We start from the raw sequence: 13,496 nt of genomic DNA on the forward strand, positions 1-13,496 counted from the left end.
TCCCCACAGCCCCCTTCTAATCTTCTCCCCACCTGTTGGAGAGGAGCCTCCTCGCCTCCTCCACTGGAGCCGTAGCCTCGATTATGAAGATCTCTGCGAGCGGTGACACCTCAGCCTCTACAACGTGGCCAGCGTATACCTCTTTCTGCTTCTTGGCTAGAGCGGCGTGTATATGAGTATAGTATGTTCCATCGGGGCCTAGAACACTGTTGCCGGAGAGGGATACTAGCTCAAGGGTCCTCCCGGGCTCGGCTTCAACGTCTATCGTGTAATACCTCTTCTCGCTGGGGCTGAATACTCCGAGGCGGGCCCACCGGATCCCTCCTATCCCCTGGATCATGGCGAAGCCTATCCCCTGGGCTTCTAGAACCTCGTCTATGGCCTGGGGGAGCCGTGCTCCATCCTCTAGTCTCAGGAAGATCATCCTGCCCTGAGAGGCTAGAAGCTTACCCTGCACCATTCACTTACACCCTACTTTGTGAGTATGTCGTGGGGTTTTATCTCGTTAGAGCCTATAGGGGTTATCCTCGCCAGCCTGCCCTTCTCCCACGCTTCCCGGATACTCGCGGCTCCAGCGTATCCGAGGGCGGCCTGGAGGCCAGTCGCGAGCTCCATGAGAGTCACCATAGCGCTTCCCCTGTAGGGTACGAGGCCCTCAACTCCCTCCTCCAGCACCTTGCTCGGCTTCGAGTACCTGTCGCTGGCGTGCCTCCTCTCCATAGCGCCCCTGCTCGCCATTCCACGATAGGTCTTGTAGACTCTACCGCCAACCCTCACCTTCCTGCTGGGAGCCTCCTCGGTGCCGGCGAACAGCCTCCCAGTCATCACGCTGCTAGCTCCAGCAATGATGGCTTTCGCAGCGTCGCCCGGGTTCCTTATGCCACCGTCAGCAATAACCGGGATCTTCCCGTGGAGGCCAAGCTCCTCCAGAGCGTCTACTACGTTTAGGACCGCTTGGAGGGTAGGAACAGCGGCCCCCGCAACTTCCCCGGTGCTGCATATGCTCCCGCTCGAAATCCCTACCCTCAGCCCCGCTACACCCTCGACTCTGGAGAGAATGTCTAGCGCCGCCTCCCTTGTCCCAATATTCCCGGCCACTACATCTATGCTGACGGAGTCAACAAGCTCCTTCAGCGCAGTGATAGCTCCCTCATTGTGGAGGTGGGCCACGTCTGTGACGAGGAGGTCTGCGCCGGCCTTCTCCAGCTTCCTAGCCCTCTCGACGTCGAAGGGGCTCACAGCCGCCCCAACCATGAGGTAGCCCATCTCATCGGTTAGGGGGGCGGGGTTTACCAGCTCTAGTAGGGTTATCATGGCACTAGCCTTACCAGCCCAATACTCGTGGTCCGCACCCCGCTCAATATAGATCCCCGCGGGGACCCCTCCATGATATATAATGGCGGCCCTCGCACCAGTCTCCTCAAGCCTTAAGAGGAGATCCTCCAACGCCTCCGGCGAGTCTACACGGGGAACCTCAGCCCATAGGCTGGGGTTAGACTTCTTGACCAACTGCACCTCTCTCGCCTGGGAGTCGGCGTCCAGGTTCCTGTGTATGACCCCCAGCCCACCCATACGGGCGAGGAGAACTGCTAGCCTGTGCTCTGTAACAGTATCCATCGGGCTAGATAGGACGGGTATGGGGAGCATTATGCTCTTAGAGGCGTACCCGGTAATGTTGACCTCTGCGGGGTCTACCGGTGCTAGTCCGGGAACTATTACTACGTCGTCGAATGTGAGATATTCTCCAATTATCTTGCTACCCATACTATTACACCGGCTGGGGGTTGTCTCCCCCACGGGTTATAGGGTTTGCCCACGACGCCAGCCTCTAGCGTAGTGTTTCTATGCTGAAGCTCCTACCGATCCTGACGACCTTGTCCGGGTAGACGATTATCCCCTTATCGGTTATCTCGAATGGGTGCCTCCTCATACTGTGGCGGGTGCCCCTCATCTTCCACACGATCATGCTCCTTACCAGCTCGCCCTCCACCTCGTCCAGGTCCAGCCTTATGATCCCATCAGCCGCGTGCTCGACACCGGGGCCCCCGAATCCCCTCTCAGTCACCGAGACCTGGCTTACCAGTATACTCGTCGTCCCAAGGCCCGAGAGGACCCTCTTGAGAGTCATAACAGTCCTCCTCGCCAGCACGGGCTTAGCCAGGTAGAGTGTTGAGACAGAGTCGACGGCTACCCTAACCGCCCCGGTATCCCTTATCGCCTGCTTCAGCACGTCGACTAGGAGTCCAACGTCCTCTGGATCACTTACAACGTAGCGCTCCTTTTTAGCCGCCTCTCCTATACCGCTGGTGAAGGCGTCGACGATTGCGAATGTGCCCTCCTTCTCGTAGGGCCTCACGTCCCAGCCGAACTGGGACATGTTGATCCTAACCTGCACCGGGTGCTCCTCTAGGGCGACGAATACGCCCGGCTCACCGTTCTTCAAGCCGTTCCACAGGTACTGGTATGAGAATATTGACTTCCCCGTGCCGGGGCCACCGCTTAGTAGGACAACGTTCCTCTTAGGGATCCCTCCATACAGTATCTCGTCTAATCCAGGTATTCCTGTCTTAATCCTCTCTACCATGAACAAACACCTCCTTAAACTAATATGGAGAGGGTTCGAGTTAATTAAGTTGATTAAAGAATGGAGTGACAAGTCACCTAACAGGTCATTTGGGGCTCCTAGAGGCCTCCATAGAGGCGGAATTCCATGGGGTGGGGGGCTGTCCTAACTAGTTCAGCCTCCTTCCTCTTCACATCGATATAGGCCTCTATCACATCGTCGTCGAAGACGGGCTTCAGGTACTCGTGGTCTGACTCTAGGTGGTCAAGGGCTTCATCTAGGCTCTTGGGCAGCATCTTGATGCCAAGCCTCCTCCTCTCCTCCGCTGTCAGGGTGTAGGCGTTCTTGTCGAGCGGGTCTCCGGGATCAAGCCTCTTCCTCACCCCGTCTAGTCCAGCCATTATCGTCGCGGCTATTGCGAGGTATGGGTTCGAGGAGGGGTCGGGGGTCCTAAACTCGATCCTCGCTTTACTCGCATCGTCGTATGCGGGGACCCTTATCATGGCACTTCTGTTCCTATAGCCCCAACAAATGTAGACGGGGGCCTCGTAGCCTGGAACGAGCCTCCTATAGCTGTTGGTTGTAGGGGCTACTAGTGCGGCGAGGCTCGAGGCGTGTTCTAGTATGCCTGCCATGAATGATCTAGCAGTCTGGGTTAAGCCGCCTTCACTGTCTACGAAGGTGTTCTCCTTGCCCTTCCAGAGGCTTATGTGCATGTGCATTCCGCTCCCGTTGTCGCGGTAGACGGGCTTGGGCATGAAGAGGGCGAGCTTACCCTCAGCCTCGGCCAGCGCCCTCGCGACCCACTTCAGCGTGATAACGTCGTCGGCGATGACCAGGGGGGATCCCGCCCGTATCTCTGCCTCAACCTGCGCCAGTGCAACCTCGTGGTGGGTTACCTCTAGCCCCGAGTACCCTACCTCTTCCATGTACTTGTGTAGGAGGAGCCTATAGTGGAGGAGCCTGTCCACCGGCTCAACGGAGTGGTAGGCCTTCTTCACCTCCCCCACTGAGTTGGTCTCCCACGGGTGCTCTTGGGATGTGAGGCTGTATCCTAGCCCTGCCTCCGGAGTGCTGGTGTCAACGTCTAGGCTATCAATGATGAAGAATTCGACCTCAACGCCGACGAGAGGCTCTAGGCCGAACTCCTCAACGCTGTACTTTGAAACCTTCTCCGCAATATACCTAGGGTCCCTGTTATAGCGCTCACCGCTGGGAAGGTGTATCATGGATAGTATCCTGTAGAGGTTCTCTGCCCATGGGATCCTCCTGAGGGTCTCGGGATCGCCTTTTAGCATGAGGTCGCTGTCCTCGATCCCCTGGAAGCCGATGACGCTACTACCATCGAATCGGGCCTCGAAACCACCTCCATCGTATCTGGATTCTAGGCTCCTGAGGAAGCCGGCCAGATCCACGTACTGGAACAGTATAATAGATCCCTCCTTTAAGCCCGGACCCGTCATACTATCCCCTCTTGGCCAGGAACGCAAACACGGCTAACCCCAGGCCCGGGAACCGTGATATATGTGTTTTGAACTGAGGATGGATTATTCCAGATATGTCGATTAGTGTAGATACTATTCTATACTAGTATTACTCCAGCCTATAAACTCCATGAGGTAGAATGCATTATAGGGCTATGGGGTATGAGCCAGCTACTGTCAACGCGAGACGAGGATGTGCTATCAAGCCTAGCACCATACGTGGCAGAGTGGTTTAGGAGGAAGTATGGGGGCCTCACTGTACCCCAGAGGGAGGCGATACCACTCATCAAGGCAGGCTATAATGTTTTGATCTCGAGTCCAACCGGGACCGGTAAGACCCTGGCAGCATTCACCGCTATAATAGACGAGCTCCTCAGGCTGTCTGAAAAGGGGATGCTTGAGGACAAAATATACGCTGTCTACGTCTCCCCCCTCCGGGCCCTCAACAACGACATGCACCGGAACCTGATAGTCCCGCTGGAAGAGATCAGGGCCCTCGCGGGGGAGATGGGGTACGAGCTCGGCGATGTAAGAGTTATGGTCCGGACGAGCGACACACCGCAGAGTGTTAAGCAGAAGATGCTCCGGAAGCCTCCTCACATCCTCATAACCACCCCAGAGAGCCTCTCCATAGCTCTTGTTGCTCCAAAGTTCCGGGAGAGGCTTAGAACCACTAGGTGGGTTATCGTCGACGAGATCCACGAGTTGGCATCGAGCAAGAGGGGCACTCACCTCGCCCTATCAATTGAGAGGCTCAACTACCTCGTAGAGGAGGCTGGAGGGAGCCTGCAGAGGATCGGGATGTCCGCCACAATAGCCCCATTAGAGGAGGTTGCAAGGTTCCTGGCGGGCTACAATGATAATGGTACTCCCAGGGAGGTTAGGATCGTTGACGCCAGGTTCGCTAAGCCCCTCGATATTAGGGTGCTGACCCCCAAGGTTGACCTGATAAATGATCCCGCCGAGAAGGTTAACAACGCCATCTACGAGCTTCTCCTAGACCTCATAAGGAGGCATAGGACTACTCTGGTATTCACGAATACGAGGAGTGCTACTGAGAGGGTTGTCTATAAGCTGAGGTCACTGCTTGGAGAGGACGAGTTCCTAGAGGCCGATATGGTTGAAGCGCACCACTCTAGCCTCTCAAGGAAGGTTAGGCTTGAGGTTGAGGAGAAGCTTAAGAGGGGCGAGCTGAAAGTAGTGGTGTCCAGCACCAGCCTCGAGCTGGGGATTGATATAGGCTACATAGACCTGGTGGTCCTCCTCAGCAGTCCTAAGAGTGTGAGCAGGCTCCTCCAAAGGATTGGGAGGGCGGGCCACCATATACGTGCGGTCAGCAAGGGGAGGATTATCGTTGTCGACAGGGACGACCTGGTCGAGTGCACGGTCCTGGCGAAGGCGGCTATGGATCGGTTCATAGACAGGGTGAGGATACCTTGCTGCCCGCTCGACGTTCTAGCCCAGCACCTAGTGGGGATGAGTATCGAGAAGAAGTGGAGTGTGGAGGAGGCTTATAGGCTTGTCAAGAGGAGCTACCCCTACCATAAGCTGCGTTGGGAGGACTTCATAGGAGTCCTCGAATACCTGGCTGGAAAGTATGGTATGGAGGATGAGAAGGTATACTCGAAGCTATGGTATGATCCCGAGGAGGGCGTCTTTGGGAGGAAGAGGAGTGCTAGGATGATCTACCAGCTCAACTCTGGAACCATACCCGATGAGGCAGACGTTAAGGTTGTGACCAGAGATGGAAAATACGTAGGCAACGTTGAAGAGGAGTTCGCTGAGATACTGGTGCCTGGAGACATATTCGTCTTGTCGGGTAGAACATTCAAGTTCATAAAAAGTGATGGGAACAAGCTGATAGTCGAGCCGGCGAAAGGAGCGAAGCCAACCGTCCCCAGCTGGTTCAGCGAGATGCTCCCCCTAAGCTTCGACAGCGCCCTAAAGGTTGGAGAGTTCAGGAGGAGGATTTCAAGCCTTCTACCAGATAAGAGGGATGAGGCTGTCAAAATCCTCGTGGAAGAGTATAGGCTGGAAAAGCATGCGGCGGAGATAATAGTCGAATACTTCACATTACAGCTAAGGTATGCTGGGGTAGTGCCGAGCGACAAGCTCATACTTGTAGAGTACTTCCCCGACGAAAACGATTACTGGGGCATTGTATTCCACACCCTCTACGGTAGGAGGGTGAACGACGCCCTATCGAGAATATTCGCCAGCATCCTCTCCAACATCATAAGCCTACCGGTAAGGATAACGGTGACTGACAACGGGTTCATGCTAACCGTGAAGGCTAGGCCGACAAGGAAGATCTTGAAGGAGCTATTCGAAAAAGTGTTAGAGGCGGACGCGAGGAAAACACTCGAGGATGTAGTAAAGCACACCGAGCTAATGAAGAGAAGGTTCCGTCACGCCGCCCAGAGGAGCTTCATGATACTGAGAAGATACAGGGGTAGGGAGAGGTCTCCGGAGAGGATGCAGCTAAGCGCCCAGCACCTCCTAAAGGTACTCCTTAGGAACTACCCCGACCATCCAGTGGTGCGAGAGACTTACAGGGAGATCCTAGAGGACTACATGGATATAGCTAATGCCGAGAGGGTCTTAGAGTGGATCAAGAAGAGGGAGGTCAGAGTAGTATTTAAGGGGCCGCTCGAGTACCCATCCCCCTTCGCCCACTCGATGGTTGTGAGGGGTGAGACCGACGTGGTGTTAATGGAGGATAGGAAGAAGCTCCTCGCATTATTGAATAAGAAGATACTAGAGTATCTGGGGGAGAGGGCTAGCCAGTAGTTTGGAGTGAGAGTATGAAGCGGAGTATGTCGGTCCTCGTCACAATCCCGACAGGATTCCCCGCATTATCGATTACAAGGAGCCTTCCAACCCCGTAGACGTCCATAAGCTTCATAGCCTCAATAATAGTCTCGTGCTCGTTAATCGTGAAGACATTCCTTCTCATATACTTGGAGACGGGAGCGTCCAGATCTCCACCGGTACCAACTATCATGGATATATCCGTGGTTGTTATGAATCCTATAACCTTTTTAGATTCATCCACAACCGGGGCACCCCTTATCTTCCTCTCATACAGCGCTCTCGCGGCCTCCCTGATACTCATATCTGATTTTATTGTGAAGAGGTTTCTCGTGGCAACCCTACCCACCAGCTCATCCGGGATTATAACGAGCTTGTCAATATCTATGAGGACCTCACTCCCCTGAGGGTTTACCTTACTCACTCTACCCTCAACTATAAGCTTCCCAGAGGGTCCGCTCTCCACCCTAACCCTATCGTTTACCTCCACTCCACTAATATCGCCACCTACCCGGGTGAGAGCTTTTGACTTCTCGGGCTTGAACAGGTTGATAATCTCCATCCTAACAGCCGGCAGCCTCTTCACGCCATCCTTCTTGTACACGATAAGGTAGCCATAGCCCAGGTGAGTATACGTAGACGGGGCCCCTAGAACCTCGTAGGCCTTTAGGGTTGGAACATACCCTCCAGCAGGTCCAGTCCTGCTCTCGACAAGCCCCATGTTCTTCAGCATCATTATAACGTTCCTAACGGTCCCCTCGTCCTTGTTGAGGAGCTTGGCAACCTCCTTGCTCTTCACCATCTGTTTTCTTCCCTTCTTTTCATAGAGGTCTACTAGCACTTTCAGTATGTTTTTCTGCGTCTCAGTTAATACAACCATTATTATTCCCGTGGTGGTTAGTTGTCATGTGTTGTGGTATATAAAATTGTGAGGATCCTGCTTTGAAGAGGTATATCTATCTTTTATCACTTAGCTGTCTTCTTCCTCCCGCCGCCGAGAATATTCCGGAGGAAGTTCCTCCTGACCTTAAACACCCCTGTCGCTATCTTCTCGATGTACGAATCGTCTGGTATAGCCCCCTGGAGCTCAGAGAATGATAAGGCTGTCGCCTGTTTCAACGCCTCCTTAGTAATCCTATCCCGCACCTCCCCCCTATAGATCATCGCGGCGACCTTGAAGGCTATATAGAATCTAGCGTACTTGACGGCGACTCTCTCCTTCTCTGGGAATGCTTTTATGAAGGCCTTCAGTAGCCTCGCAAGCCCCTCCTCATCGCTGAAGCCGAAGTATATCTCGGTAAACTTCATCCTAAAGATCCTTGCAACCGTGTTATCGTCGAGCCTCCCACCCATAAGGGCCAGGATCTTATCCCTCGCAGTCTCGGGATCCTCGGTTAAGAGTATGTCTATTGCTTTATCGTAGCGGATCTCATTAGTGAATATCTCGTCGAAGAGTTTAGGGTACTGCTTGTCCAAGCCCATACCATACTTGCCGACTACGTAGAGGCTGGCAAGCTCCTTATCATAAATGTCCTCCGGCTCGCTGGCGCCTCGTAGGGGCGATAGCTTCTCCTCCCCATAAGCGTTCTTGAGAAGTTCTATAATCCTCCTCCTATCCAGCTTTTCACCGCTCTCCCACATATCAATAATCTTATTCCAAAGGTCCATTAGGACTGATAGTCTTCTCTGAACATCCTTGCTTCTCACGACCATACTGGCTTCCACCTCGTCTGCCTTAGTCAGAGCTCTTCTCTAGCATCTACCCGCGCCCCTCCAGTTAGGAGGCGGCCAATTCCACATATTAGGCCGGGTGATGGGATTTATCAACCCCCATAATTATAGTTATGGATAAGTGGTTTGCCTGGAGGGAAGCGCCGAGCTGTGAACGTGATAGACGACTATTTAATGGATAATGAGATGGTTGCAAAGACACTCACAGTTCTAGTCATATTCTCTATCCTGATAATCGCCTCCAGCTACTACTGGCCAGATATTGCAAGGACCCCGCTGGGAGGCTACATCGAGGGAAGCTCGGAGGAGATAAAGGAGTCCGCGAGGTCCTTTACAGGAGTCAGGTACCTCGTCATTCCATTCTATATCTTCATACGGAATAGTCTCGTTAGTATAATCTCAGGGCTGCTCGGAGTCACTGTAATAGTCCCGTTTTCTATTATAGCTGTGAATGCAATGATAATTGGATACGTAATATATAATGCTCTTAACACTGGGGTAGCGGGGAGCGTTATAGCCTCCCTGCTACTCCCCCATGGCTCCATAGAGCTTCCAGCAATATCAGTATCCGCTACGATAGCCCTATACCTGGTGGATATCCTATGGTCTAGAAGGGTTGAACTCCTAAGGATCATTAAGAGGAATATTATTCTAAGCATAACAATGCTGGTCTTTTCAGCCCTGATTGAGGCCTTTATCACCCCACTCATTGCGATCGTGCTCCTCCTCCTGCTATCTTAGAGGGTGTTGCATTATGGATGCTAGGAAGGTCTTGGAGCGGGCGGTGAGCTATGGGGCGGGCGCCGCAGACTCGCCCGCAGAGGTACTCCTTGGACTATACAAGCTCCTAGACGCCGGGCGAGTCAGGGAGGGGGAGGAATTACTTCCCTCAACGGTTATAGGGGCGGCTGGTGAAAGGATCCTTGTTTTAGCGAGGTATTCCGGCTTTGCTAGAAACATGTCTGCGTTCCTAGAGATCGTCGCCGATAGAGTTACTAGGATACCCAATCTTATAGGGATGGGCTTGGATAAGCTCAGGTCCTGTATAATATCAATAGTATCAGGGTATATTGAAGATGCGATCACCAAGACCTACGATTATTGCCGGGGGATAGAGGGTAACACGCTTATCATCCCACGAGGGACCCTCGCCTACGCCTGCGCCCTGGGAGTAAGAGACTCTCCACTAGAAGGCGAAATATACGTGCCAATCGGGGGTGGAGAGATGCCTCCAATATTCAACGCGCTTAGGCCAAAAACGGTTTACTGGCAAACAGCTTATCAGCACATCGAACGGGGAGAGATAAAGCATGTGGTGTCACAGCTCGAGTTCGCCAGTCATATGGGGTTCGTAGCCTCTCTAGGCACTACAGAGTTCTCGCTTGTAGCGGGTAAAAAGCAAGCAGAGACCCAGATGCACCTAGTGGGCCTACTCCTCTCCAGCTTCCCCGGCGTGATGCCAACGATAGAATCGATACCTACTGTTAGGCTGAAAACGACAGACGTGGTTGAGGAACAGTACCCCATCCTAGAGATTGCGAGGTGGGATGAGGCGGGCCCATCTAGCATAGTACTCGACGGCTCGCCAACCCAGTTAAAGCCACCCGTGATCAGGGCTAGAATCAAGCGGGTAGTGGGGGCGATGGCGTCACGCCTCGAAGACACATGCTAGCAGCATCCGCTACAGGCCTCTCAGCCCTCTTATTGGCTTTAGTAGTGGTAGCGTGGGCTGGGGGGCAGGTTCTCTACTGTGTTGGAGAGACATCATCGTATAGGGTAATGGCTTCAGGCAATGAAGTCACGCTTGTCAATGCGACGTGTAGCGGGGGCTACGTGGATCTGTGGGTGAAGCTCAATACAAGCAAGTGTCCCTCAACAATAGAAGTAGTAAAGCACGGGGTTTCCATAACCATAATCCCCTCCGTTGAGAAGTCGACGGATGAGGGATGCCTCCTCGAGATATCTACCAGATCAATATCCCCCCTCCGGCTAGGCTACAATGATTCCCTAACCCTCATCCTTCCCGGGGGAGGAGTGGATGTCGAGAGGATAGCTGCAATGGAGAATCAAACCACTACTACACCAGCGCCTCCTGAAAAAACTGGGGGCGGTGGGACCAGCGTATTTATACCTGTAGTTGAGGGTGAAAGGGGGAGTAATGTAGACACTGATAAAATGCCTCGTGGAGACTCGATTCCAGTCGAAGCTGTGGTGGCTATCGCCCTGCTAACCCTAACAGTGATAGTGGCGGTGAAGGAGTATGGACCCGCTAGAAGAGGCAATTGAGGCTCTTAGAAGCGGAATGCCCGTTCTCATATTCGATGGTAGCGATAGGGAGAGCGAGGTCGATATGGTATTTCATGCTTCCAAGGTTGACGAGGCGAGGATAAACCTGCTTAGGACAAGGGCTGGAGGGCTGATCTGCTACGCTACCGATTGGAGGATCGCGTCCGATCTAGGCCTAACGTGGGGGGACACCCTCATCTCAATGTATGATCCACTAAAGCCCCTTACGCTGAAGAGGCTGGGGTACGGTGATAGGCCGGCATTCACCATATGGGTGAACCACATGTCAGTCAAAACAGGCATCTCGGATATTGACAGGGCAAAGACTGTGAGAGCGCTCAACGAGGTGGTTGAGACATACTATTCTCGGGGTGCAGGAGAGGCGAGGAGGATGTTCCTTGAAGAGTTCCAGGCTCCAGGACACGTGCCGGTCCTCGCCGCAAGAAGCCTCCATGAGAGAAGAGGACACACTGAGCTCAGCATCTCACTCTCAACCCTAGCAGGACTAAAGCCAAGCGTGGTATTCGCTGAGATGCTGGACTACGGGGTGAGCCTAAGCATAGAAAAAGCCAAGAGCCTCTCAGAGGAGAAAGGGTGGCCTATAGTAGAGGGCTCACGCATAATAGAGGCGTGCAGGAATGAGAAAGTGTGTTGGAGTCGTTGACACGACCTTCGCAAGGGTAGATATGGGTAGCATAGCTGTTGAGACCCTCGAGAAGCACCTCCCAGGCTACAAGATCATACGCCACACGGTCCCAGGCGTCAAGGACCTGCCTGGTGCGGCGAAGCGCCTCCTCGACACTGGATGCGAGGGGGTAATAACGCTGGGATGGATAGGTGGGAGGGAGGCCGATAAGCTATCATATCTCGCAGCGAGCGTCGGGTTGATACTGGTAGAGATCCTCACCGGCAAGATAGTTATCGACGTAACTGTTCACGAGGACGAGGCTCCCGGAGACCCTGAGAAGCTCAAAAGCATAGCAGTTGATAGAGTAGTAAAGCATGCGAGGAACCTGGCGCTCCTACTCCAACGTGGACCAGAGGCTCTAGTAAGGGAGGCTGGCAAGGGGCTGAGACAGGGCTACCCTGATGTGGGCCCCCTCTGACTCCCAGCCCCAACCGATACGACCCAAACCCCCCTATCGCGATCGTAGTATGCTAGCCCCGCCTTCTTGAGCTTCTCGAAGAGCCTCCTAGCCTGTTCGCCGAGCTTCGCGGAGAGCAGGGTGCCAACCTTGTCCGGGTCGCTTATGCTAAGCTCTGCTAGGAGACTGGTGAACTCGCTCCAAAACTCTGGATCCACCCCCACCAGCTCCCCGTAGGCCTCGAATACCAGCGCGCCCTCCCTGCTGAGCTTCTCGAACAACTTCTCCGGAGCCTTCATCCATGCAACGTCGCTATAAAAAACGACTTTCTGCTCCTTCAACTTCTCCATAGCCGAGGGCCTCCTCTGCCTGGAGGCTCTCTCAACCCTCTCGGCGCGGGGTGCGGGCTTCTCCAGCTTCTCGCGGGCGGAAGCCTCAGCTTGCTGCTCCTGTAAGGCTTCGAGGAGTTCCAGGATCTGGCTGAGCCTCCTGTTAACCTCATCGATCTTAGCGGTAAAGGGGTTTAGAATATCCTCGATCCTCCTCTCCAGCCTCTTTGTGAGCGTCTCAATGAGATCACCAATATCTGTTCTGGGTAGTTCTCTTTCAGAGGTGCCGGAAGCAATCTCAGCCACAAGGGCTCTTAGGAAGTCAGTTACTAGAGGATAACCCTGCTTTTTAGCCACCTTCTCCAGTGCGAGGTACTGGGCTCTTGTCAGCTCTAGTTTTAGGACAGTCTTCTCATCATTTTCCACTAGTGTCCCCCATCTACTAATAATAGTAGGGTGAGCTTATGTATTAGTTAGTAGCAATACTCGCCTTTACATTCACCCTATCCTGCCTGGCTCCAATCCTTATCTCGTGGAGGGCTTCGGCGGCTAGGGAGAGCGCGCTTCTGGCATCTCCTGCTATGCCGACCCCCACCTTTAAGTCGTGGACTGCAATTAGCTCCTCGATTATCTCAGTGTACTTGTTGTAGGGGAGTATTACGAGCACGTTATCGCCCCCAAGGTACTGGGCTATGGCGCCCCTATAATGAGCCCTCGTCTCCACCTCTGATACTACATGTAGCATGGTGTTGTAGGTTGTTAGTACGCCGAGCCTTCTAGTCATCGCTGTTATCCCGTTGATGTCGAAGTGGCCGGCGATCACAGCCTCGTTATCCATGGGGCAGGGCTGATAGATGAAGCCCTCCTCGGAGCCCCTCATATATCTCCATGCTTCCTCAACCGCGTCTACAGGAGTATCACTGCAAGTCGACGCCATCCTCACGGGTACTGGGGATACTCGCCTCGCCACATCATATACGTGGCGTAGGTCTTCTTCGCCCATGTTGGAGGCTACAATGACCATGTAGTCGTATCTCATGGGGAGGACGAATCCCCTCCTCTGGGCAGCGGCCTCCTGTATCTCCTTGTATATGTTGGACTGGGTGATCTGGAGCCTCCATTCTCTATCATTGCCTATGGACTCAGTCCACTCCCTATACCCTACGAGTTCTAATAGGGCCATTCTAGTCTTCAGCATCTCTTCCAC

The 13,496-nt window shown here is 53.6% G+C and carries 14 protein-coding genes; 6 read left to right on the top strand and 8 right to left on the bottom strand.

The window, feature by feature from the left end:
* Positions 1-16: 16 nt before the first annotated feature.
* From ACZ47H_RS07515 to glnA, 4 genes are all read right to left on the bottom strand, one after another.
* Positions 17-460, bottom strand: a complete 444-nt coding sequence (locus ACZ47H_RS07515; protein WP_464933065.1) for a PPC domain-containing DNA-binding protein — start codon at positions 458-460, stop codon at positions 17-19.
* A gap of 11 nt (positions 461-471) precedes the next feature.
* Positions 472-1,764: an IMP dehydrogenase gene (locus ACZ47H_RS07520; protein ID WP_464933066.1), complete on the bottom strand. Its 1,293-nt coding sequence runs from the start codon at positions 1,762-1,764 to the stop codon at positions 472-474.
* Positions 1,765-1,828: 64 nt separating this feature from the next.
* Positions 1,829-2,584: a KaiC domain-containing protein gene (locus tag ACZ47H_RS07525; RefSeq protein ID WP_464933067.1), complete on the bottom strand. Its 756-nt coding sequence runs from the start codon at positions 2,582-2,584 to the stop codon at positions 1,829-1,831.
* 98 nt (positions 2,585-2,682) lie between these two features.
* Positions 2,683-4,026, bottom strand: coding sequence for a type I glutamate--ammonia ligase (gene glnA / locus ACZ47H_RS07530; protein WP_464933068.1), 1,344 nt, complete (start codon positions 4,024-4,026; stop codon positions 2,683-2,685).
* Between the two features lie 183 nt (positions 4,027-4,209).
* Here glnA and ACZ47H_RS07535 point away from each other — a divergent pair, with 183 nt between their 5' ends.
* The gene (locus ACZ47H_RS07535) at positions 4,210-6,837 is read left to right on the top strand and encodes an ATP-dependent helicase (protein WP_464933069.1); all 2,628 of its coding nucleotides are present in this window, start codon (positions 4,210-4,212) and stop codon (positions 6,835-6,837) included.
* Here ACZ47H_RS07535 and ACZ47H_RS07540 read toward each other — a convergent pair.
* Positions 6,827-7,738: a CBS domain-containing protein gene (locus ACZ47H_RS07540; RefSeq protein ID WP_464933070.1), complete on the bottom strand. Its 912-nt coding sequence runs from the start codon at positions 7,736-7,738 to the stop codon at positions 6,827-6,829. The genes ACZ47H_RS07535 and ACZ47H_RS07540 overlap by 11 nt on opposite strands.
* Before the next feature lie 86 nt (positions 7,739-7,824).
* Complete coding sequence (locus ACZ47H_RS07545; protein ID WP_464933071.1) at positions 7,825-8,571, bottom strand: DUF2192 domain-containing protein; 747 nt, start codon at positions 8,569-8,571, stop codon at positions 7,825-7,827.
* A 144-nt stretch (positions 8,572-8,715) separates the two neighbouring features.
* On the opposite strand from ACZ47H_RS07545, the gene ACZ47H_RS07550 reads away from it, so the two are divergent.
* From ACZ47H_RS07550 to ribC, 5 genes are all read left to right on the top strand, one after another.
* The gene (locus ACZ47H_RS07550) at positions 8,716-9,330 is read left to right on the top strand and encodes a stage II sporulation protein M (protein WP_464933072.1); all 615 of its coding nucleotides are present in this window, start codon (positions 8,716-8,718) and stop codon (positions 9,328-9,330) included.
* A gap of 13 nt (positions 9,331-9,343) precedes the next feature.
* The gene (locus tag ACZ47H_RS07555) at positions 9,344-10,261 is read left to right on the top strand and encodes a hypothetical protein (RefSeq protein ID WP_464933073.1); all 918 of its coding nucleotides are present in this window, start codon (positions 9,344-9,346) and stop codon (positions 10,259-10,261) included.
* 107 nt (positions 10,262-10,368) lie between these two features.
* Positions 10,369-10,875 carry a hypothetical protein gene (locus ACZ47H_RS07560; protein WP_464933074.1) on the top strand — a complete coding sequence of 169 codons (507 nt, stop codon included), beginning with the start codon at positions 10,369-10,371 and terminating at the stop codon, positions 10,873-10,875.
* Entirely contained in the window at positions 10,850-11,539 is a 690-nt protein-coding gene (locus ACZ47H_RS07565; protein ID WP_464933075.1) for a 3,4-dihydroxy-2-butanone-4-phosphate synthase, read from the top strand. The genes ACZ47H_RS07560 and ACZ47H_RS07565 overlap by 26 nt, the downstream gene beginning before the upstream one ends.
* Positions 11,514-11,981 carry a riboflavin synthase gene (ribC, locus tag ACZ47H_RS07570; protein ID WP_464933076.1) on the top strand — a complete coding sequence of 156 codons (468 nt, stop codon included), beginning with the start codon at positions 11,514-11,516 and terminating at the stop codon, positions 11,979-11,981. Before ACZ47H_RS07565 ends, ribC begins: the two co-directional genes overlap by 26 nt.
* On the opposite strand, the gene ACZ47H_RS07575 is transcribed toward ribC, so the two are convergent.
* Both ACZ47H_RS07575 and ACZ47H_RS07580 read right to left on the bottom strand, forming a co-directional pair.
* Positions 11,957-12,715 (bottom strand): hypothetical protein, encoded by a 759-nt coding sequence (locus ACZ47H_RS07575; protein WP_464933077.1) that lies wholly within the window; start codon positions 12,713-12,715, stop codon positions 11,957-11,959. The two genes, ribC and ACZ47H_RS07575, sit on opposite strands and share 25 nt — an antisense overlap.
* A 43-nt stretch (positions 12,716-12,758) precedes the next feature.
* The gene (locus ACZ47H_RS07580; protein WP_464933078.1) at positions 12,759-13,487 is read right to left on the bottom strand and encodes a GTP cyclohydrolase IIa; all 729 of its coding nucleotides are present in this window, start codon (positions 13,485-13,487) and stop codon (positions 12,759-12,761) included.
* Positions 13,488-13,496: the final 9 nt, after the last annotated feature.

The organism is Thermodiscus maritimus (assembly GCF_055382595.1).